This window comes from Streptomyces sp. NBC_00663, from assembly GCF_036226885.1.
Classification (GTDB): domain Bacteria; phylum Actinomycetota; class Actinomycetes; order Streptomycetales; family Streptomycetaceae; genus Streptomyces.
This window is the reverse complement of the sequence record NZ_CP109027.1, coordinates 9,439,942-9,461,495: the sequence shown is the minus strand read 5'-3', so window position 1 is coordinate 9,461,495 and position 21,554 is coordinate 9,439,942. Positions and strand designations below refer to the sequence as shown.

Annotated in this window: 20 protein-coding genes; 9 read left to right on the top strand and 11 right to left on the bottom strand. The window is 70.8% G+C overall.

Going from position 1 to position 21,554, the window contains the following annotated elements:
• Window positions 1-61 precede the first annotated feature (61 nt).
• From OG866_RS42845 to OG866_RS42835, 3 genes are all read left to right on the top strand, one after another.
• Window positions 62-1,156, top strand: coding sequence for a DUF1996 domain-containing protein (locus OG866_RS42845; protein WP_329343294.1), 1,095 nt, complete (start codon window positions 62-64; stop codon window positions 1,154-1,156).
• A gap of 12 nt (window positions 1,157-1,168) precedes the next feature.
• Entirely contained in the window at window positions 1,169-2,929 is a 1,761-nt protein-coding gene (locus tag OG866_RS42840; protein ID WP_329343292.1) for a discoidin domain-containing protein, read from the top strand.
• A gap of 62 nt (window positions 2,930-2,991) precedes the next feature.
• On the top strand, window positions 2,992-4,032 hold the full coding sequence (locus tag OG866_RS42835; RefSeq protein WP_329343290.1) for a LacI family DNA-binding transcriptional regulator: 1,041 nt from the start codon (window positions 2,992-2,994) through the stop codon (window positions 4,030-4,032).
• Window positions 4,033-4,103: 71 nt separating this feature from the next.
• On the opposite strand, the gene OG866_RS42830 is transcribed toward OG866_RS42835, so the two are convergent.
• The 5 genes from OG866_RS42830 to OG866_RS42810 form a co-directional block, all read right to left on the bottom strand.
• Window positions 4,104-4,490 carry a YrdB family protein gene (locus tag OG866_RS42830; RefSeq protein ID WP_329343289.1) on the bottom strand — a complete coding sequence of 129 codons (387 nt, stop codon included), beginning with the start codon at window positions 4,488-4,490 and terminating at the stop codon, window positions 4,104-4,106.
• Between the two features lie 52 nt (window positions 4,491-4,542).
• Window positions 4,543-5,082, bottom strand: a complete 540-nt coding sequence (locus OG866_RS42825) for a GNAT family N-acetyltransferase (protein WP_329343287.1) — start codon at window positions 5,080-5,082, stop codon at window positions 4,543-4,545.
• 45 nt (window positions 5,083-5,127) lie between these two features.
• Complete coding sequence (locus OG866_RS42820; RefSeq protein WP_329343285.1) at window positions 5,128-5,463, bottom strand: hypothetical protein; 336 nt, start codon at window positions 5,461-5,463, stop codon at window positions 5,128-5,130.
• A 64-nt stretch (window positions 5,464-5,527) separates the two neighbouring features.
• Window positions 5,528-6,379 (bottom strand): MBL fold metallo-hydrolase, encoded by an 852-nt coding sequence (locus OG866_RS42815; RefSeq protein ID WP_329343283.1) that lies wholly within the window; start codon window positions 6,377-6,379, stop codon window positions 5,528-5,530.
• A 159-nt stretch (window positions 6,380-6,538) separates the two neighbouring features.
• Window positions 6,539-7,195: a hypothetical protein gene (locus OG866_RS42810; RefSeq protein WP_329343281.1), complete on the bottom strand. Its 657-nt coding sequence runs from the start codon at window positions 7,193-7,195 to the stop codon at window positions 6,539-6,541.
• A 495-nt stretch (window positions 7,196-7,690) separates the two neighbouring features.
• On the opposite strand from OG866_RS42810, the gene OG866_RS42805 reads away from it, so the two are divergent.
• The 4 genes from OG866_RS42805 (at window position 7,691) to OG866_RS42790 (ending at window position 13,620) form a co-directional block, all read left to right on the top strand.
• Window positions 7,691-8,251 carry a hypothetical protein gene (locus OG866_RS42805; RefSeq protein ID WP_329344559.1) on the top strand — a complete coding sequence of 187 codons (561 nt, stop codon included), beginning with the start codon at window positions 7,691-7,693 and terminating at the stop codon, window positions 8,249-8,251.
• Between the two features lie 228 nt (window positions 8,252-8,479).
• Entirely contained in the window at window positions 8,480-12,238 is a 3,759-nt protein-coding gene (locus tag OG866_RS42800) for a CHAT domain-containing protein (protein WP_329343279.1), read from the top strand.
• A gap of 147 nt (window positions 12,239-12,385) precedes the next feature.
• A complete protein-coding gene (locus tag OG866_RS42795) occupies window positions 12,386-12,577 on the top strand; it encodes a hypothetical protein (RefSeq protein ID WP_329343277.1) in 192 nt (63 codons plus the stop codon).
• Window positions 12,574-13,620 carry a CHAT domain-containing protein gene (locus tag OG866_RS42790; RefSeq protein ID WP_329343275.1) on the top strand — a complete coding sequence of 349 codons (1,047 nt, stop codon included), beginning with the start codon at window positions 12,574-12,576 and terminating at the stop codon, window positions 13,618-13,620. The genes OG866_RS42795 and OG866_RS42790 overlap by 4 nt, the downstream gene beginning before the upstream one ends.
• A gap of 20 nt (window positions 13,621-13,640) precedes the next feature.
• Here the strand turns inward: OG866_RS42790 and OG866_RS42785 are convergent, their stop codons facing one another.
• Genes OG866_RS42785 through OG866_RS42770 form a run of 4 tightly spaced genes read right to left on the bottom strand, consistent with a single transcriptional unit; the run spans window position 13,641 to window position 17,992 of the window.
• Window positions 13,641-15,380 carry a CATRA conflict system CASPASE/TPR repeat-associated protein gene (locus tag OG866_RS42785; protein ID WP_329343274.1) on the bottom strand — a complete coding sequence of 580 codons (1,740 nt, stop codon included), beginning with the start codon at window positions 15,378-15,380 and terminating at the stop codon, window positions 13,641-13,643.
• On the bottom strand, window positions 15,352-15,735 hold the full coding sequence (locus OG866_RS42780; protein WP_329343273.1) for a CATRA system-associated protein: 384 nt from the start codon (window positions 15,733-15,735) through the stop codon (window positions 15,352-15,354). The genes OG866_RS42785 and OG866_RS42780 overlap by 29 nt, the downstream gene beginning before the upstream one ends.
• A gap of 39 nt (window positions 15,736-15,774) precedes the next feature.
• Entirely contained in the window at window positions 15,775-17,388 is a 1,614-nt protein-coding gene (locus OG866_RS42775; RefSeq protein ID WP_329344558.1) for a CHAT domain-containing protein, read from the bottom strand.
• A gap of 49 nt (window positions 17,389-17,437) precedes the next feature.
• On the bottom strand, window positions 17,438-17,992 hold the full coding sequence (locus OG866_RS42770) for a Pycsar system effector family protein (RefSeq protein ID WP_329343272.1): 555 nt from the start codon (window positions 17,990-17,992) through the stop codon (window positions 17,438-17,440).
• 392 nt (window positions 17,993-18,384) lie between these two features.
• Here OG866_RS42770 and OG866_RS42765 point away from each other — a divergent pair, with 392 nt between their 5' ends.
• Complete coding sequence (locus tag OG866_RS42765) at window positions 18,385-18,720, top strand: hypothetical protein (protein WP_329343271.1); 336 nt, start codon at window positions 18,385-18,387, stop codon at window positions 18,718-18,720.
• Window positions 18,721-18,830: 110 nt separating this feature from the next.
• On the opposite strand, the gene OG866_RS42760 is transcribed toward OG866_RS42765, so the two are convergent.
• Both OG866_RS42760 and OG866_RS42755 read right to left on the bottom strand, forming a co-directional pair.
• The gene (locus OG866_RS42760; RefSeq protein WP_329343269.1) at window positions 18,831-19,169 is read right to left on the bottom strand and encodes a thioredoxin family protein; all 339 of its coding nucleotides are present in this window, start codon (window positions 19,167-19,169) and stop codon (window positions 18,831-18,833) included.
• A 90-nt stretch (window positions 19,170-19,259) separates the two neighbouring features.
• Complete coding sequence (locus OG866_RS42755; protein WP_329343267.1) at window positions 19,260-20,405, bottom strand: helix-turn-helix domain-containing protein; 1,146 nt, start codon at window positions 20,403-20,405, stop codon at window positions 19,260-19,262.
• Between the two features lie 87 nt (window positions 20,406-20,492).
• Between OG866_RS42755 and OG866_RS42750 the strand changes: the two genes are divergently transcribed.
• Window positions 20,493-21,548 (top strand): ferredoxin reductase, encoded by a 1,056-nt coding sequence (locus OG866_RS42750; protein ID WP_329343265.1) that lies wholly within the window; start codon window positions 20,493-20,495, stop codon window positions 21,546-21,548.
• Window positions 21,549-21,554: the final 6 nt, after the last annotated feature.

Here is a 21,554-nt window from a genome sequence, read left to right as displayed (position 1 = left end):
CCCGGCATCTGTTCCAGACCCCCACAGCTTCCAGACCCCCACAGCACAGGAGGAGGTCTCCATGTCACGGAGATCGAAAGGCCTGTCAGCCACGCTGATCACCGGCGCGCTCCTGCTGACCTCGCTCGGACTGGGCGGCGTCGCCGTCAGCTCCGGCCCGCCCGCACCGCACAGTTCGGCCGCCCAGGCGTTCGCGGCCACCCACTCCGGGCACGCGATGGCCGCGTCCGTCGCCACCTCACCTGAGGACCCGGACGGCGACGGCTACATTCCCGTGAACCCGCCGGTCACCGGCGTGACACCGTCCACGCAGAACCCGCCCCACCGCTACTTCCACGAGTTCCAGGCCAACTGCTCGGTCACCCACACCCGGCCCGACGACCCCATCGTCTACCCGCAGCAGCCCGGCACCTCCCACGACCACACCTTCATGGGCAACACCACGACCGACGCCTACAGCACCACGCACTCACTGGAGACCGGCACCACCACCTGCAAGGCGCCGGGCGACCGGTCCGGCTACTGGATGCCCACCCTCTACAACGGCGACCGGCAGATCCTCCCGGTGGGGCCGCAGGTGATCTACTACAAGGCGGGCATCACCGACTACACCAGCGTGCGCCCCTTCCCCAAGGGCCTGCGGTTCGTCGTCGGCAGCCCGATGCAGAGCCCCGACGAGTTCCGCCACCACCCCGGTTTCGTCGAGGGCTGGGAGTGCGGAGACAGCTTCTTCAACACCGAGTTCCCGGCGACCTGCCCCGACCGCGCCGACGTCCAGCTCAACATCCGCTTCCAGGCGCCCAGTTGCTGGGACGGCACGTACCTCGACACCCCCGACCACAAGAGCCACATGGCCTACCCCGTGGTCAAGCCCGGCACGAACGACAACATCTGCCCGGCCGACCACCCGGTCGCCCTGCCGATGATCGAGTTCAAGATGGCCTTCCCGGTCAACGGCGACATGTCCAAGGTGCGCCTGGCCAGCGGAGCGGGCCACACCTTCCACTACGACTTCTTCAACGCCTGGGACTCGCCCACGCTCAAAGCGCTGGTCGACCACTGCGTCGTCGGCGGGCTGCAATGCGACGCGCGCGGCTACGACCAGACCCACCCGGAGGCAGGCGCGGCACTCGACGAGCACTACCAACTCCCCTGAGGAGCACCAGCGATGACCCCACGCACCCGCACCCGCTCCAGAACCCGCCGCGCCGCGGCACCCCTCACCGCCGGCGCCCTGGCCGCCGGCTTCCTCCTCGCAGTGCCCGCCGCCCAGGCCCACGCCGCAGGCAGCGTCGTCAAGGTCACCGGCAACCAGGGCGCCTGGCAGCTGACGGTGGACGGACGGCCGTACCTGATCAAGGGCCTGACCTGGGGCCCGAACGTCGCGGACGCCGAGAAGTACATGCCGGACCTGCACTCCATGGGCGTCAACACGATCCGCACCTGGGGCACCGACGCCACCAGCAAAGCCCTGTTCGACTCCGCGGCAGCCCACGACATCAAGGTCGTCGCCGGCTTCTGGCTCCAGCCCGGCGGCGGCCCCGGCAGCGGCGGCTGCGTCAACTACGTGACCGATACGGCGTACAAGAACCACATGCTCGACGAGTTCCCCCACTGGGTCCAGACGTACAAGGACAACCCCGGCGTGCTCATGTGGGACGTCGGCAACGAGTCCGTCCTCGGCCTTCAGAACTGCTACAGCGGCGATGAGTTGGAGCGGCAGCGCGACGCCTACACCACCCTCGTCAACGACATCACCAAGAAGATCCACGCCGTCGACCCCGACCACCCCGTCACCTCCACCGACGCCTGGGTGGGGGCGTGGCCGTACTACAAGAAGAACGCCCCGGATCTCGACCTGTACGCCGTGAACTCCTACAACGCGGCCTGCGACATCAAGCCCGCCTGGGAGCAGGGGGGTTACACCAAGCCCTACGTCGTCACCGAGACGGGACCGGCCGGCGAGTGGGAGGTCCCCGACGACGCCAACGGCGTCCCGCTCGAACCCTCCGACCGGGCCAAGGCCGACGGCTACACCCGCGCCTGGGGCTGTGTCACGGGGCACCAGGGCGTCGCGCTCGGCGCCACGATGTTCCACTACGGCACCGAGTACGACTTCGGCGGCATCTGGTTCAACCTGCTGCCCGCCGGCCAGAAACGCCTGTCGTACTACGCGGTGAAGAGGGCCTACGGCGGCGACACCACGCACGACAACACCCCGCCCGTCATCTCCGACCTGGCCGTGGAGGGCGATGCGGGCAAGGTGGCGGCCGGACACGACCTCGTGCTGTCGGTGAAGGCCACCGACCCCGACGGCGACCCGGTCTCCTACGAGGTCCTCGACAACAGCATGTACATCGACCAGAGCAAGAACCTGGCCTCGCTGCCCTTCACCGATCTCGGCGGCGGCCGACTGAAGGTGACCGCACCCGACCGCCCCGGGGTGTGGAAGATGTACGTCAAGGTGACCGACGGGCGCGGCAACGTTGGCGTCGAGACCCGCTCCATCCGTGTCGTCCCACCCGCGCCGTCGGGCACCAACCTGGCCCAGGGCAGACCGGCCACCGCCTCGTCGTTCCAGGCGAGTTACGGCGACTGCCCCTGCCCCGCCGCCAACGCGGTCGACGCGAACCCCGCCACCCGCTGGGCCGGCGACTGGAGCGACCCCCAGTGGCTTCAGGTCGACCTGGGCACCCGCACCACGTTCCGCCACGTCCAGCTGTACTGGGAGGCGTCGTACGCGAAGGCGTACACCATCCAGACCTCCGACGACGGCCAGAACTGGCGGACCGTGCACACCGTGTCCGACGGCAACGGCGGCATCGACGACTTCGACGTCACCGGGGCGGGCCGCTACGTGCGGGTCAACGGCACCGCGCGGGGCACGGGTTGGGGGTATTCACTGTACGAGTTCGGCGTCTACGCCTGACCCTCGACCCGTCGCCGGAGAGCGCTCTATTGCTTGATCGGCCGGTCCGTTAGGGTGCCAGCATGCGCAGACGGGCCCCGACGTTGGAGGACGTCGCCCGGGAGGCCGGTGTCTCCCGGGCCACCGTGTCCCGGGTCGTCAACGGCACCCGTAACGTCGATCCGCAGATACAGGACCTGGTCCGCCGTGCCATCGAACGGACGGGATACGCCCCGAACCGGGCCGCCCGTTCCCTGGTGACGCGGCGGGCCGAGACCGTGGCCCTGGTGGTGTCCGGCGCGGGAGACACCTCGGACGCCGCCCAGCACGCCTTCGCCGCCCGTGTGTTCGCCGACCCCTTCTTCGGACGGGTGGTCGCAGGCGTCGTCGGCTATCTGCGCCCCCGCTCCCTGCATCCGGTGCTGATGTTCGCCGAGTCGGCCGAGGCCCGCCAGGAAGTGCTGACGTATCTGCGGCAGGGGCGTGCCGACGGCGCCCTCGTGGTCTCCACCCACGCCGACGACCCGTTGCCCGCCCTTCTCGCCGACGCCCGGCTCTCCGCGGTGCTCTTCGCCCGCCCCTCACGTCCGGTGCCGCTCAGCTATGTCGACCTGGCGCACCGGGACGGAGCACGCATGGCCGCCGAGCACCTGCTCGCGCGCGGCTGCCGCCAACTCGCCACGATCAGCGGCCCCTTAGATGTCGCCGCGAGCCAGGAGCGCCTGGCCGGCTTCCGCGACACGCTCGCCCGGCACGGCCGCCCCTACGTCCCCGTAGCCGAGGGCGGCTTCACTCTCGACAGCGGCATCGCGGCCATGTCCGACCTGCTGGCGCGCCATCCCGACACGGACGGTGTGTTCGCGGCCAACGACCTCATGGCGCAGGGCGCGTGCCAGGTGCTGCGCGAACGTGGCCGCCGGGTCCCTCAGGACGTGGCGGTCGTCGGCTTCGACGACTCCAGCGTCGCCGTCGCCTGTCGGCCCCAACTGACCACCGTCCGCCAGCCGGTAGAGGAGATGGCGGCTCGGATGGCCCGTCTGCTCGACGAGCACATCCATGGCGTACACACCGAGGCGACGTCGGTCGTCTTCGAGCCGGAACTCGTGGTGCGCGAGTCGGCGTGAGAGCACGGTCAGGTCCATGCACCGGCCGCTCCTGGCCGGCCATCCCCGTTGAGGCCCGACATGATGGTCTGTCAGTTCCGCAACAGCCACCCGATCCGGTCGAGGGACACGGCGTGGTAGGCCACCAGAACGATCGCGAGCACCAGGGCGGGAGTCTGAGCCCCCGCCACATACGCGGCTGCCGCGCCGCCGAAGAAGACGGCGAGTTCGAGCAGCAGCCGCAGCGGCCCGACAGTCGCCACGACGGTGTCTCCGGAGCGCGAAGCATCGCCGGGTGTCGCGAACACCCCCCAGACCACGGCGACCAACACCGGTATGCCCACCACCGTGACATACCGCAGCCCATGCGCAGAGACGTGCCAGGCCCAGTATCCGAAGCACACCAACGCGGTGACCTCCAGCGCGAGCCGCAGCCCGAGCATGGCCGGGTGATAGCCCAGTCCCCAACGGGAGTTCATTCAGTGCTGTCCTTCCTCTGTGTCCGACCGGACCAGGACCCGGCCGCGATGATCACTTACCGGGACGGTGCTCTGAGCGGAGCAGGCCGTAGACAAGCACATCAACGTACTCGCCGTGCTGGAAGGACCGACCGCGCATGACCCCTTCTCGACGGAATCCCAGGCGTTCGAGGGCCTTCTGCTCGCCGAGGTTGCCACCATTGGTGAGGGCTTCGATTCGGTTCGCGGTCGTGCGGTCCAACAGGTAGTCCACCAGCAGCTTCTGGGCCACCGTACCCACGCCCTGTCCACGATGCTCGGGTAGCACCCCCACGCCGATCTCGTAGGTGACACCTGATGGGAATCCGCGGGGCTTCCAGGTGGCAATGCCGATGACCTTGTCGTCGGGCCGCACGATCGCGACCGCCGCGGACTCGGCGGAGATGTACCCGTCGGCCTCCCATCGCTTGCGGCGTGCCCGCGCGTCACCGAATCCGGGCCACTCGAACTCGCCAAGCGCATCGGGATCCGTGCAGAGGCGATCGAGGAACGCGAGGTCGCCCTCGGTGAACGCCCGCAAGTGGACTGACGCCGCATGATCCGCTGTATTCATGAAGGCCAGTATGGCCAACCATGCGGACTGTCCGGCCTGGGTATTTCATTCCTTCTTGATCGGTACGGTGATGTGCCTGTTACGGATCACCACGCGCTCCTCTTCGTCGCCGATGCGGAAGTCTTCCTTGACCGGCGTCGCCGTGATGACTTGCGGAACACGTCCGTCCGGTGCGTGTTCCACCAGGGTGAGATGAAGTTCTTCAGGAACCGGAACAATCGGTGGGGGCGCGAGTTCCAAGGTCAGTTCGAAGCCTTCGGTGTTGCACGAGCACGTACCCTCCACCGTGACCCAGCGCTCCCCCTTGCTGTTTCGATACGCCGTGGCGGTGAAGTCTTGAGCACCAGCAGCGCAGGCGTAATCGTTCGAAGACTCAGACATGCCGACTCCCATCGTCCCGTCGTTCTCGACAGCCACACAGCCGGTGCAGTGTGAGCACGCTTGGTCACGTCGCCGACGGCCGCGGCTGTTCCCGTGGGACCGAACTCTCGGCGACCGCCATCCACTGGTCCAGGTCGGCCTGGGTGAACTCTGTCCACGGAGGGATCCCGGGCAGCTGGCGGAGGAAGTCGTAGGCCTCGGAGATCTTGGTGCCTTGGAGGATCGGGCAATGGCAACCGGCGATGGCCTCGGCGTTCAGATGCTGGAAGTCGTCCACGACCCTGCGGAACTTCTGCTCGTCCAGCAGCGCCACCCAGGGAGAGACCAGCCGTCCGCCGAAGAACTGGCCGTCGCGGAATTCGTCCGCGGACAGCGCCGCGACGTCCGGCATCGGGGTGGGTACGTTCGTGGCGAAGGTGTCGACGGACCACAGGACGCTGGTCTTCGGGTCGAACAGGGCGCGCGTTGTGGGGTTGTCGTACAGGGGCGGTCGTTTGGCGACCAGGGTGCGGTCACCCACGTCTATCGTGTCGCCGTCGGTCATGAAGCGGCACCGGTTGATGGGGGTCTCCCACTCCTCGGCCATCCGGCCGATGGAGAACCACGTTGTCAGCAGGGTCGCATTCGGGCACTCGGCGAGAACCGCCAGAAGGTTGCCGGCGTGGTCGCGGTCGTCATGGGTGAGGAAGATCCACCGTACGTCCAGAGGATCCACGACGGACCAGGCTGCCTCCAGCCACTGGGAGCGCACTGCCGGCGCCCCGGTGTCCACGAGAACCGGCTCGGCTCCCCGGATCACCATCGAATTCATCGGGAAATGGCCGACGGGCGGGGCCTCAAGGGCCCACGGGATGACGAAGGTCTCCTCGGCGATCTTGTACGGCTGCAAAAGGTCGAACGTTTCCATGGTCTGCATCGCTGCTCTCCCTAGAACGGAGTCGCCGCAGCATCCATAAATCCAGTGCAGCCCCATACCGCGCCCTCGTCAAACGCAGAACGTTCTACACTTCCCGCCGTCTGCTCGCCGCCGCTCGCGACCCCTTCGACCCGGCGGGCACCCGGCGTAGTCACTTCATCACCCGTAGGTGCTGTCGCCTCCGCCAGAGCCGTTCCCCTGGGCCTGACGCAGTGTGCGGAGCTCGGCCGCCGCGTCACGGGCGGCCGGCATAATGCCGGACTCGACCACCTGTCTCCACCTTTCGGCCGCTTCCGCGACGTCGTCGAGTTCCAGGAGCATCCGGCCCAGCAGCACACCCGCGACCGGCCACACTTCGGCGTCCCTGCCGACCACGACCTCACGGAACAGGGCGGCGGCGGGCCGGAAGCGACTGAACCAGTAGTGCAGCAGGCCCAGATGGAAGGCGGCCTCCAGCCGGTACTCGGGATGCCTGGACCGGTAGGCCGTCTCCAGGTGCCGCGTAGCCAGGCCGACCCGGTTCAGAATCCCGTAGAGCTGCCCCAGGGCCGAGTGCGCGGCCGGGGTGTGGTCGGGGTGCTCGGCGGCGATGGCCGCCTGGTACGTCTGGATCGCGCCGTTGTTGTCCTCCCTCTCCTCCAGCAGGCGTCCCAGGATCCAGGCGGCTTTGGCCTGGATGTCGGGGTGCCCTGAGGTGCCGGCCCGGCGCAGCAGCGCCACAGCTTCGTCGGTCGCGCCGTCTCGTCCATAGATCCGTACGCCGAGTTCGGTCAGGGCCAACGGCGACCATTCCGGGTCGTCGGCGTCGATCGCCAACCCGTAGAGGTCGTCGACGTCGGCCTCGTCCGCGCCCTGCGACCTGCGAATCTCGGCCGTGAGGAGCGCGGCTGCGCCCGGCGCGTGGCGTCGCCATGGGTCAGTACCGGTCTGACCCTGGCCGCCGGCGGCACCTGCCGACCGAGCTGCTGGCCGGCGGGGGCGGGGCGTGTGGGGTGTCGACTTTGCCGACTGTGCTGAAGTGACGCATGGGCGGCGCCGGGCGCGGTCCGGCACCGCCGAGGCGCCCGTCACCGCCCTGGCTCGGCGGGCGCCGGGAACGGATAACCCGGCGGGCTTCCCGCTCACCGCCAGGGGCACCGGATACGGCTACGCCTGCGAGGCCGCCACGCCGACCGACCAGCCCAACCCCTCGGGTCATTCCGGGAACGCCTTCAGGTGCTGGCGGATCATCCCGCTGACACGGCCTCAACTCCCATGGCAGGGTCGACGGCAACGACTCGGCAGACGGAAGGGGCTTCCGTGGAAGCACGGATGTGGGACGCACTGGTCGGCGTGGCGAAGGAGACGTACACCGCCTCGCTGGGCGAGGGCACGGTCCCGCGCCCGCTCATCATGCCGCTGGTGCGCGGCGAGTTGGTCGGGATGATCTGGGCCCGCCCGCTCAAGGTCGGTCAGGACGCGCTCACCGGGATCGCGGAACTCGCCAACATCGCCGCGGCGGCCGACGCGGACGAGGTGGTCCTGGTCTGGGAGACCCACGACGTCGCCACCGCCTGCGAGCTGCCCATCGTCGGCCCGGCGCCCTGCCTGAACATGGTGCTCGCCACTCGGGAGGGGCACGTCCTGCACCAGTACCCGTACAACGAGCAGCTCCTGTCCCTCAGTCCCGAGGGCTGGGCGTCGGTCGCCCCGGACTGGACGCCGGCCCCCGCGCCGCAGCCGGGCGGCGAACTGGTGTCGCCGATCCAGGCCGCGGTGGACTTCTCCTTCATCCCGATCGAGATCGACCACCCCTCGCCGTTCGGCGTCACCGTCGTACTGATGGAAGAGGACGGCTACCGGGTGAGCCTGACCGAAGCGTTCGCCGGTTGACCCGTCGCGCGCACTTCGAGGCGATGCCTCGACGTCCGGTCCTCGGGCGACGGCGTTGGACGTCCTACAGGACCGGCTCAACCAGCCTGTTCCGCCCCCGAGTTGCTGCCATACGCGCTGTCGACACAAGCGAACCGTCCCCGTCGATGGATCGCCTGACGGAGTCAACCTGGGTCACATCCTGTCAACTGTGCGCTTCGGGTGGGCGGAACGAGCAGACTGGGGTGCGTGCCGGACATTGATGTGGTCGTGAATCGGATGCTGGCCCGTTTCGATGTGAGCCGCTCGGCGGAGGTGAACCGAGCGCTGGCGTCCGCGACTGACGACCCGCACAGTTGGCTGGTGCCGGCCGCGGGGCTGCTGCGCGCCGCGTGGAACGGGGACGGCTTGGGTGCGGCGGCCGCCGTGGCCGCGCTGATGGGGCTGGCGTTGGACACGGCCCCCCATCACCATCCCGAGCGCGGCCGATGGGCGCTGCATCTGTGGCTGGCGGAACACACCCTCTCCGCCCTGTACGGGGACTACCGGCTGTCCCAGGAAGTACGTCACCGTCTCGCCGCACAGACGCAGAACCGCGCGGCGGACGATCCGGTGGCGGTCGCGGCCACGTACCCGGATCTGCCGCTGCCCCGCCACTTCGAGGCGCCCGCGCCCATCGAACGCGAAGCCGAGCGCCTCGTCGCCCGGTTGCCCCAGGACGACCTCGCCCGGGCCACGCTGCTGATCCGGCTCGCCCAGGCCGCCTACCAGCGCTACGAGTCCGGGAACACCGCGCAGCTCACGGACGCCTGGGAACGGGCGCGTGCCGCGCTCTCCGCCGTCACGCCGGACCACATCGAGGCGGCGGCGGTCGGGCGTATGGCGGCCTACGCCGGCGTCGCCTGGTTCCGCCTGCACCTCCAGGACCGTTCGGCGGTCGAGACCGCGGTCCGCGCGGGACGCCTCGCCGTGGACGCCGTGCAGCGCACTCGGGGCCATGGTGCCCCCTACGACCGGTACGAGGCCGCCACCGCGCACTTCGTCCTGGCGATCGCCCTGATGTCGGCGGCGACCGACCATCCGGACCTGGCGACCGTCGACGAGGCGATCGCACACCTTGAGGCGTTCCGGACCGACGGGCCTCCGGACGACCGCGGCATGTACAGCGTCAACATGGCGTCCATGCTGAGCGCCCGGGGTTTTCTGGCGTGGTCGCCGGAGGACGTGATGCGGTCGGATGAGCTGTGGGCCGCACTGGAGCGCGAGTTGCCGGCCGGTCATCCGCTGCTTCCGCACATCGCGCTCAAGCGGGAAGGCGCGGCCAAGGTGGCTCGGCTGATGCGCACCTTCCCGTTCAACGCGAGCGGGCTGATCGGCGACCTGAAGCCCTTGTTCGGTGGTGTGCTGACGGAACTGCCCCCGTTGCAGCTGGACGCTCCGCTGACGCCGCCCGGCTACGTGTCCCCCGGGTCGGGGGGACAGCCGGGGACGGAGTGGGACGCCGACAGCCAGGGCGTCCCGTTCTCCGCGATGACGGCACCGGTCGCCGAGCCCGTTTGGCCTCCCGGTCCGGACACTCTTCCCGCCCCGGGTCCGCATCCGGCTCCCGAACCGGTCTCCCCGCTGTATGGGACCGCGCCGCCGCCGCTCGCCGATCTGCCGCCGGACGCGGCGGCCGTCTGGCGCAGCATGGTGGCGGACGACGGCAGTCCACTCGATCCGCGGCTTCTCGTACTCGCCGAGAAGGAGTTGCGCGCCCGGCTCGCGCAACCGGACCAGGACGACGGACGCGGCTGGATGGCCTCCGTACTGGTCCATGTCATGGCCATCGGCTCCACCCTCACCAATGACGCGGCCCAGTTGGAGCGGGCCGTCAGGTGCGGTGACGAAATGCTGGCGGACCTGCCCCGGGCCAGCCCCCACTACATCGACCTGTTGTGCACGGTGGAGAACTACCGGCACATGTACGGCGTGATGTGCCGGCACAGCGCGACCGTCGAACGGGCCGTGGGTGCCCTGCTCTGGGCCAGGGAGCAGCTGCCCATGGGCTCGATCGCCTGGCTGGGCGGCTCGATCACCTATGCCCACGCGCTCTCCGACCTGTCAGGGCTGTTGCGCGACCCGGTCAGGTCGGCGGAGGCGGTACGCGTCACGCAGGACGCGTTGCGGCGACTGGAGGCTCTGCCGGAGCAGGCGGCGGTCCTCGGCACCGAACCGTTCCAGGGCCGCCTGCGCCCGGCGTTCGACCAGGTGCACCGTGCCGTACTCGCCACCGATGCCTACGTCAGGGCGGACAACGACGCGTTCGACTCGGCCCAGGCACAGTGGGATCCGGCGGCGGAGCAGCTGCTGCCGCCGACCGCCCGGTTCGAGAACGCTCGTTCGGCGCTCCTCCGCGCCCTGGAGAACCGCGCATGGGCGCAGGCCGCCGACGCCGCCGCTGTCGCGCTGGACGTACTGCCCCTGCTGACGTCCCGCGCCCTGGGCCGGGACGATCGCCAGGACGCCCTGCGCGCCGCGATGCAGGGCCGCCCCTACCTCATGGCCACCTCTCGCCAGGGTGCCGCGGGTCTGCCTGACCAGATCACGGGGACCAGCCTCGGCCGTACCGGATGTGCCGTGGCCATCGCGGCGGGCCGGCCCGAGCAGGCGCTGACGTTGCTGGAGCAGGGTCGGGCCGTACTGATGGCTCAGGACCTGGAAGCCCGTACCGATGTCTCGGACCTGGCCGAGGCCCGTCCCGAGATGGCCGCCCGATTCACGGCTCTCAGTGAGCGGATGCTGCGCGCCGAGCGGGGCGGCACGGGCGAGGAGTCCGCGCGGGTGCGCGAGCAGCACACCGTGGCCGAGGAGTGGCGGCGGCTGTTGACGGACATCCGGGCACAGCCCGGGTTCGAGCGGTTCCTGCTGCCGCCGACCGTGCGGCAGTTGCGGGACGAGGCCACGCAGGGGCCGATCGTCATGATCAACGTCGACCCGTTGCGCTGCGACGCGCTCGTGGTGACAACGGACGGCATCAGGCACGTGCCGCTCGATGTGACCGAAGGCAATGTGGCCGACAGGGCGCAGGAGTTCCTGGCCGCGGTCGCCCTGGACAGTGACTCGCCGCACGAGCAGGAGCAGGCGCGCGAGGTCATCTTCCGCACCCTGGAGTGGCTGTGGGACACCGTGGCCGAACCGGTCCTCGACGCCGCGGGTCTCACCGCGCCCCTCCCCCACAACACACCCCGGCAGGCGATCCCCCGGCTGTGGTGGTCCGCCTCCGGCCCCCTGGCCCACCTGCCGCTGCATGCCGCCGGTTACCAGCGCAAGGGCCACCTCGCCCAGCGGCGATCGGTCCTGGACCGGGTCGCCTCCTCCTACACCCCCGGCATCAGGGCGCTGCGCCACGCCCGTCAGGCCGCCGCACCCGCCGGTACCGGGGGCTCGTACCTGGCCGTGGCTCAGCCGACCGGGGCCGGCGGTTCCCGAGGGGCGTCCGCCAGGGAAGTGGCCTCGGTCGCACGGGTGTTGGCGGCGCTGCGCGTCCTGGACGGCACCGATGCGACCCCGGCCCGGGTGCTCGCCGAACTGCCCGCGGCCGCCGTGGTGCACTTCGCCTGCCATGGCGTGAGCGATGCGGAGAATCCGGCCGCGAGTCGACTGTCCCTCGCGGGCGGTCCGCTGAGTGTCGCCGAGATCTCCCGGCAGCGACTGCCCCACGCGCAGCTCGCGCTGCTCCTCGCCTGTCACACCGCCCGGACCAACCGGCTGCCCGACGAAGCGATCCACTTGGCGTCGGCCTTCCAAGTGGCCGGCTTCCCCCAGGTGATCGGCGCCATGTGGGAAGCCGCCGACCTGGCATCGGGCAAGCTGACGGAGCAGTTCTACCGCGCCGTCCGCGGTTACGGGTCCGGCCTCGACGTACGGCAGGCGAGCCGTGCCCTGCATGTCATCGTGCACGGTCTGCGCACCCGTTACGCCAAGTCTCCCGCCGTCTGGGCGCCCTACATGCACACGGGATGCTGAGCGCCCGCCGGCGGTGGTCGCGGGACCCCGGTCATGCGCCGGGACACCTGAAGAGCATGACCATGTGCCGAGTCGAATGCCCCCGGCGGCGCCCGCTCACCGTCTCCGGGTCGGTGCGGCCGGCGCGGACGGCCACGGGGGCGAGGGATGCCGTCTGACGAGGGCGAGGGCTCGCAGGACATGGCCCGTGCGCTGTACGAGGAGGGCGTCGCCGTTCTGGAGGAGGCCCGTCGGCTGCGTGACGAGCGGCTGCTGTCGCGCGCCGTGGGACTGCTGCGGCGCTGCGCGGACGCCGCGGACACGCGTGTCGCCCGCTGTCGGCGCTGGACGTGGCGTTGAAGACCCGTTACTCGGACGCTCTGATCGTCCACGGCGACCACCCGTCCCGCGTCGCGCTGCCGCTCGCGACGCCGGAAGCGGTGCGCGCCCAGGTGTCCGTCCTGTTCACGTCGCTGGAGGCCATCCAGGGCGAGGACACCTCCGACCGTGACGCACGCAAACGGCAGGAGGAGCACATCCGGGGTGTGCTCGACTGGCTGTGGCACGCGGTCACGGGGCCGGTCCTGCGCCACCTCGGCATACCCGCGACACCCGCTCCCGGCCGGCGCCCCCGGGTGTGGTGGATCCCCACCGGCCTGCTGTCCTTCCTGCCGCTGCACGCCGCGCAGCGGCAGGACACGCATGGGCGCCCGGACGCGGGAGGAGCACTCGACCGTGTGGTGTCCTCCTACAGCCCCACCCTGCGCAGCCTGTCGTTCTCCCGTCGCCCGCAACCAGCGGGACACGACAGGCTGCTCGTCGTCTCCACGGCGGCCACGCCCGGGCATGCCGCCCTGCCCGCCACCCGCCGGGAGACCGCACGCCTTGAGGCGCTGCCGGTGGCCAAGACCGTGCTGATCCGGGACGCAGCCACCCGCGACCGGGTGCTCTCCGCTCTGGCGGAGCACAGTTGGGCGCACTTCGCCTGCCATGCCACGACCGACACCGCCTACCCGTCACGCAGCGCCTTGGTCCTTCACGACCACGACAGCGCGCCGCTGCGGGTGTCGGACATCGTCACGGCCCGGCCCACCGATGCCAAGGTCGCCTATCTGTCGGCCTGTTCGACCGCGCAGGGTGCGGCGCTGTTCCCGGACGAGGGCATCCACATCACCTCGGCGTTCCATCTCGCGGGCTACCGGCACGTGATCGGCACACTGTGGCCCGTGGACGACCATCCGGCCGGACGCATCACGCGTGACTTCTACCGTGGGGCGGGCACCGCCGAAGGGCTCTCCGCCGAGTCGGCCGCGCCCGCGCTGCACTCAGCCGTACTCGACGCCCGGCGGCGCATGCCCGGACACCCCAGCGTCTGGGCGGCACACGTCCACGTCGGCGCCTGACCCGCGCCGACGCCCCGATGTCATGCGGGGATCCACAGCCAGGCTGGCTGACGGAACTCCTTCACCTCGACCAGGCGTCGTTCGAAGTGTCGCGCGTCCAGCCCCGGATATCCCTCGCCGACGACGTACGCGTACAACTGCTCGGAGACCAGTACCGCGAGGTCGATGTCGGGATGCTCGGTCAGGGCACCGCGCAGTACCGCGCTGTTCAGCAGTCGGCTGACGTCCACGATCGTGGACCCGGCGAAGCCGAGCGCGGCGATCCCGACCGGCCCGAAGGCCGTGGACATGCGCAGCCGCATACGGTCGCGGTAGCGGTCGTTGTCGGCCCCGAGACGGGTCTGCCAGGACAGGAGCAACTGGGGCAGCGAGCGGTGCAGTTCGGCGTCCACCGGGAGGAATACGTTCATTCCGTCCCCGGTGTCCTGGTGGTCGGTCTCCTCCAGGCGATAGCCCATGTCGTCGAGCACCTCCCGCACCAGGGCGGCGAGCCGCTCCTGCACCCGCGCCTTCTCGGGGGAGGTACGGCTGCTGTAGCGCTCGATGTCCACGGCGAAGCCCATGCGCACGCTGATGCGATCTGGCGCGCCCCGTCGTGCGGTGGGCGCGGACTCGGGTCGGCGAGCACGGTCAGCTGCGGGTGGAGCAGGCGGCTCCGGCCGCGATCGCTCCACGAAGGTGATGTCCTGCTGGGCCAACCGGCCGATCTCCCGGGCCACCTCGCGCGTTGCCTCCAAGTACTCCGCGTCATCGCCCAGTTGACTGCCCAGCCACTCGGCGAGCCGCCGGTCGCCGGGGAACGGCTGCGCGAGCGCGGCGGTCATGTTTCCGACGGCTATGTCCACGGTGCGCCGCATGGCGCGTACGTCCCTCAGGGCCGACGCCAGATCGGCCTCGCCCCGCCGCATCCGGGCCAGGGCCGTGAAGTCGGCCGAGTCCGCCTCCAGTGCGGCCCGCACTTGTACGACGTGGTCGTTCACCCTGTCGATGAGGTCCTTGAGCTGCCCGCCGTCACCCCGAACGCGCGCTTGATAGCGGAGTTTCGCCGCGTGCATCAGATAGCGGGCCAGCGGCGGCATGGCCTCACCACCCTGGCTGAACGTCCAGGCGCTCAGCTCGGCATCCTGCGCCGCGGGGGCGAGGACGACGACACGCCGTCCCGCCTGGTCCTCGTCCGGTGACACCTCCCACACGGCCATCGCGTCCTCGGTGCGCCAGCCGCGCTGCCACCAGTACGGGGCGTGGTCCGCGCCGGGCAGCACCGCACGCACCTCGTGTGCGATCACGTCGAGCGGCGGGACAGAGGGGCCTGCGACCTTCGCCTGGTACACGCGTACGACGCCGAGCTGGGCGTCCATACCGCCCGCCGCCAGCTCGTCCCACCATCGGTCGAACTCGACCCAGCCGGGCGGCGACGCGGAACCGATGCGCAGACGGCGGGAGGGGGTGTCCAGCGGGGCGGCGAACACCATCGACAGGTTCACGACGTCGTGTTCACGGCGCACGATGGCCTGGTAGTCCGCCGCACGGTCCTGGATCGCGGCCGCGGATCGGTCCGGTGCGAGCGTGCCGGCGTCGAGTGGCAGGGCGGTGGCCAGGCCGGTGGTCGGGACCTCGTCGATCATGCCGAGGCCGTCCCGGCATCGGTCCCACACATCGCGGATCTGCCGGTAGGCGGTCTTGGCGTGCGGACCGTCGGTCGGTGCGAAGACGTGGACCACGAGTTCCTGGTCAGCGAGCGGGCGTTCCGGCTCCGTCACCGTCACCTCCCGGACCGTCCGTGGAGGCGTCGGCCCGCTCTTCCCATCGCGGCCCCTCCTGTTGCCCGCCGAGCGCGTGCACCAGATGGTTCGCCCGGTCGCGGGTCCGCTCCGGTACCGGGATCACCGACTGGGTGCCGATCCTGGTGACCCGCACCGGCCCGGTGAGTTCCAGTTCCGCGGTGGCCTCACGCAGTGCCTCGCCGTCTCCGCGGGCGAGGGCGTCGGCGAGCGTGCCGACGATCGAATCGACCCGCTCCCAGCGCTGCGGCGCGAGGTGCCACTCGACCAGATCCTCCAGGACGTTGACGGCGTCGTCACGCGCCTCGTCGTCGATCGGAACCCCACCAGCCATGTGCGCTTCCCCCTGTCCGCCGCCCGCGTCGACGTTGGCTCACTGTAGCTTTCTCGTGACCCTGTGTCCGCTCGGTCCCCACTCCCCCCCCCGCACCGCACGGCTTCCCGTTCGCGCCGCCCTGCCGGGTGCCCCCTCAGCCGTCGCCGACGAGGACGAAGGGGGCCCAGTGGGACGGGTGTTCGGCGTAGCGGGCATGGGTGCGCCGGCGCAGACCGACCCGAGCAGCGATGGCATCCAGTTCCTGAGGGTCCCTTCGCGCATCCAGGCCTGTGCCCGGGCCAGGGCGACCGAGGCCGGCATCGGAGGGTCACCGAGCTCCGGCACACCGCGCAGGTGGAAGTCGTAGATTCCGGCGACCAGCAGCGCCGTCGACCGGTCGTTGACCTCCCACAGGCTCCCGATGACCGCGGTGGCCCCGGCCTGGCCCACCGATTCGTCGGGCAGCCGGGTCATGTCCGTCACCGCCGTCTGGCAGGCGGACGCGACGACCAGGCGTACCCCACGCAGCGCCTGCCCGTCGAACAGGTCGCGCAGCGTGAGGTGTTCGCCGTCGGCCAGGGCCAGATGGGAGGCCAGCGGCTCCTCGGGGTCGTAGTGGCCGTGCCCGGCGAAGTGCAGATGGGTGGCTGTCGGCAGGGCCCGCAACAGTGCCTCCTTGGTCGCGGGCGTTCCTCCTCGGTCCGCGCGGCCAGCAGGGCCGACACCGCCTCCTCCGCCGCCACGACCGTGTACAACCGCTCGATCTCCGACCCCTGCACGTCGCCGAACGCCCGCGCCCTGTCCAGGGCCCGCTCCGCAGCGGCCCGCGCGGCCGCCGGATCCCCGCCGCGCCGATGCACCAGGGCAGCGGTGTGCAGAGCCTCCACGGCCGCACGCGCGGCGCCCACCGCGCGCGTCGTCGAGTGAACGCAGTGCGTCCTTGTCCGCGTGACGCTCCGCCTCGGCCGCCGCGACCAACCGCAGCGCGCGGGCCTCTTGTATGTGGTCCCCGAGGTCGTGGAACAGCTGCCGCGCGCGGCGGGCATAGTGCTCGGCCTCGGCGGGCGCGCCGAGCTGGTGCAGCAGGGGTGCCAGGTCGCCCAGCCTGCGGGCCTCGCCGGTCTCGTGCCCCACGCTTCGGTAGCCGAGCGCGGCCTGTTGCAGCAACGCGGTGGCCTCGGGGAGATCGCCCCGGTGATGGCGCAGCTGTCCCAGGTGGGCCAGCGCCGCGGCACGGGCCCGCTCGTCGCCCAGGTCGGCGGCCCGGTCGGCGGCCTGCCGGAATGCCTCTTCCGCCTCGTCGTCGCGTTCCAGCTGCTGGAGTGCGGCACCCAGGCTCTGGGACAGATCCACCGGGTCGGTCGTGGAACCCAGGCGAGCGGCGGCGTCGAGCCCGAGACGGCTTACGTCCGCCATGGGCCGCCAGTTGTGCACGGCCGCCAGGAACGGCATCAGCTGTCGGACGACGTCCAGACTTTCCTCGTCCGCGAGACCTTCTTCATTCGCGCCGTCGGTCAATGCCCTCAGCCGCGCCGACAGTTGCGGCCATGCCGAGGTGAACCATGCCAGCGCCGCCCGCCGTTCCTCGTCGGGGCAGGCCGGTTGGGTCAACGCGGCGAACATCCGCGGCAAAGTGTCCAGTTCCGGGGATCCGGCCCCGCGTTCGGGCATGTCGTTCACCCGCGCTCCCCCTGCGAGGTCTCTCGCGATGACGCCTCGGTCACCCCGCCGTCTCGGCCGCGCTGAGAACCGCCGCCACCGCCAGGCCCAGCAGCGCGAACAGCAGCAGGCCGATGCTGCGGCCGACCCAGCGGTACTTGTGGCGAGCCACGAGAGCGTTGGCCCAGATCTGGTCCACGACGGCGGCCACCAACGCGTCCTCGTCCCGCAGCAACTCGGTCAACCGGTCGCTGTAGTCGGCATGACTCGCGGAGTATGCCCGGCCTATGTGGTCGTAGAAGAGCAGGCTGGTCGGCATGGTGCCGACGGCGAGCCGTTGCCTGGGCCACAGCACCAGCGCCGCGGTGAGTCCTGCCGCCACGGTGCAGACAGCGGACACCGCCGCCGCGGAGGCGAACCAGACCGAGCGATCACCGCCACCGGTGACCAGGCTGTACAGGACGCCGGCGACCACTCCGGCCGCCGTGAGGGTCGTGGCGGCCTTGGTCTCCGCGTGTTTGGTCCAGTCCCGGATGGTGTCCAGGATCCGCCAGGCGTTGTCCGATCCCGCCTGCTGCTTGCCGACGTCCGCCGCCACCGTGGGCTCTCCAGCCATCGCCTGGCCCCCCCTTCCACGCATCGGCCCCCGAACAGGCGGCCGGGAAGCCCGCCACCACGCCGGGGCACACCCAGGCGCCACCTATTCGTTTCCAACACAGAGCGGATTCATACCCTTGGCGCACCGCCCACCCATCACCGGCGACGGGCTGAGCATCGCCTCCATCGAGGACCAAGCCGCCGCCCACGCCGCGCGCGAGGCGATCGAGAAGCACGCGGAACAGAGCGGCACGCCCGGCACAGCTGATGAACCCGGCGATGCGGTCGGCCTGGGCGCTCCGATCGCAGCTTCCACCGCTCGGCCCTTGCGTGCGGGGGCCCAGCCGCCGTTGAGCTGTCGAGTGTTGACTCCGCGACCCTGCCCTGTCCCCGGCGGGCAACGCGACTGCCGTGCACACCGGCGCGGTCACCGCGCTCACGGCCACCGGTGACGGCACCCGCGCGGCCCGCTCCTCCACGGACGGCTCCGCCGTCTTGTGGGACACCACCGCCCGGGTTCCACACGTCCGCTACCGGCTCGACGTCCAGGACGAGTCGCTCACCTCGGCCCGCCTCACCCCGGCCGGCGACCGCCTGTGGACCACGGGCACGGCCACCGCCCGCCGCTGGCCCACTTGCTACACCGCCGCGAGGACGACGCTGCGCCAGACCCTGGGCAGGACCGGATTACACCCCGCGGACGCCCGCCTGTTGCTGCATGCCCGCACGGAAAGAGCGGGCGAATGACCGAGCCGCATGGCGTCGGCGTCTTCCGGGTGGGACGCCCCGTCCACGAGATCGCGGGCGGGGCATCCCCTACGAGGCGCCACGTCGCGGCCAGGTGCTGCCGGGGTCGCTCAGAGGTGGCTGTCCAGGAGATTCCGTAGCTCGGCGATGGTCATGGGCCCGGTGCCGTGCGCCACCGCCTCGCCCTCCTTCAGCAGGACGCAGGACGGCGCCCCGGTGATCCCGTATCGCTCGGTCGTGGCCGGACAACGCGAGATGTCGGTGCGGACGACGGTCAGGCGGCCGGTGCACTCGTCGGCGACGGCACCCACGACGAGGTCCATCGCCTGGCAGGGCTCGATTGCCTTGGGCCATGTCCCGATGAAGTACGCGAGGACCGGAGCTCCGCTCATCCTGAGGATGAAGTCGAACTCCGCGTCCTCACGGGGTCGGTGAACCCGCTTCGTCATGCAAGCCCCTGGTCTCGCGTTCCGTCGTTCGATGCCCATCATCCCTCGCCCGGTGTGCCGGGCCGGACCGGTCGATCGTCCGGCTGCGGGTCAGCTTGAGTCGCCCCGAAGACCGACCGCCAGCGTCAGTTCAAGGACCCGCCGGGGCGAGGCGAGATCCGGGAACAGTTCCCGCAGCTGCGACATCCGGTAACGGACGGTCTGGGGGTGGACGAACAACGCCGCCGCCACCTCGTCCCGCCTGCCCTGGTGCAGCAGCCACTCCCGCAGCGTCTCCTCCAGCCGCCGTGCGGTCGCGGCAGGCAAGGTCCGCAACGGGGCGAGGGCTCGGGCGCGCAGGTCCGCGTGCGCGTCCATGTCGGCGCTCAGCACCAGCTCGGGCAGATGGTCCTCGGTGTCGCGGATCTCGGAGGAGAGGGAGCGTGCGCGGGCGGCTCGTGCGTACGAGGCGGAGGCGCGGGTCCATGGCCGGGGCGGGCCGACCACGGCGGTGCGGTCGGTCAGCTGGCGCAGAAGGTGTGACCGGTCGGCATCGGGGACGAGCAGCACACCGGTGGCGTCCGGCAGATCGTCGAGGACGAGGGTGCTCGGGTCGAGCGTGCGGTAGGCGGGCCGGGCCTGGCCGGCGGGCAGCAGGACCGCGGTCAGCGACAGGGGAGGCTGCCATCCGGCCCGCTGGGCGGAGACGAGCAGCACGTCCGGGCTCGCGCCGGCCAGGAGGTCGCGGGCCAGGTGCTCCAGGTGGCGCTCGTGGTCCCTGCCCCGGGCGGCCAGTTCGTCGGCGTGGCCCGCGGCGCTCGCGGCGGAGAGCTCGTCGATGTAGGCGAAGGTCAGCTCGGCGAACTTGGCGACCTCGGCGGCGGGCAGACCCGCGGGTACGGCACCCGCAGCGAGGCATCGCCAGGCCACGCGGGCACCGACGCGGTAGGCGCTGAGCAGGGCGTCCATCGAACGGCCGTCGCGGACCTCGCCACGGCCCAGCTCGTAGGCCGCGTCACCGCCGTCGCCGGCCGTGGCGTTCCCGCTGGCGAGGTCCAGGTAGTGGCCCAGGGCGGTGCGGACGGCCCGGCGGATGGTGGCGCCCATGTGGCCCGAGAGGGCATTGGCGTAGGAAGGGACCTCGTCGATGATCGCCTGCACGACCTCGTCGGCGGTGGTCTTCAGCGCGGCCCGAAGTACGGTGACCGTCGTCTCATCCAGGGCCAGCTCACTGGCCCTCCGGGTTACATGGCTCACGTATCTATTCCCTGCGAACAATTCCACCGACCAGATTCACGTCCTTCGGTCAGGACTTTACGCCCTGAGACGCAGCAAGCTGGAGCCATGACGAGTACAGCCCTCCGCAGCAGGGCGTGGAAACTGCTGGAGATGGTCACGACGCCGCTGCTGCCGTCGGACTACCTCGACCTGGTCAGCCCGCTGCGAGCCGGCGCGGACCTGCGGGGGCGCATCGAGGCCGTACACCCCGAGACAGACGACGCCGCGACCATCGTGATCAGACCGGGACGCGGCTGGCGCGGCCACACAGCCGGTCAGTACGTGCGGATCGGGGTCGACGTCGACGGGGTGCGCCTGTGGCGCGCCTACTCCCTCACCTCGCCGACACACCGCCAGGACGGCCGCGTCACGATCACCGTGAAGGCGATCCCGGACGGCAAGGTCAGCAGTCACCTGGTCCGCAGGGCGAAACCGGGCACGCTGATCCAGCTCGACCAGCCGACCGGTGACTTCGTGCTGCCGCAGGCCAAGCCCTCCAAGGTGCTCTACCTGACGGCCGGCAGCGGCATCACGCCGGTGATGGGCATGCTGCGCGACACCGCGTTCGACGACGTCGTCATGGTCCACAGCGCGCCCCAGCCGCACGACGTGATCTTCCGCAGCGAACTGCACGACCTGGTCGCGGAGAAGAAGCTGCGGCTCACCGAGGTGCACACCGACACCGACGGCATGCTCGACATCGCCCGGCTCGACGAACTCGTACCCGACTGGGCCGAGCGCGAGACCTGGGCGTGCGGGCCCGCGGGCCTGCTCGACGCCGCCGAGAAGCACTGGAGCGAGCACGGCGTACCGGAGCGCCTGCACACCGAACGCTTCCGCCCCAGCATCGTCGTCGCCGGCGACGGCGGCGAGGTCACGTTCAGCGCCACCGGCAAGAGTGTCGACGCGGACGGCGCCACGCCGTTGCTGGACGTCGGCGAAGAGGCCGGCGTGCTCATGCCCTCCGGGTGCCGTATGGGCATCTGCTTCGGCTGCATCACGCCGCTCAAGGCGGGCGCCGTCCGCGACCTGCGCACCGGCGAGATCACCGAGGCCGAGCCGGGCGTCCTCATCCAGACCTGCGTGTCCGCCGCGGCGGGCCCCTGCGACATCGAACGGTAGGAACAC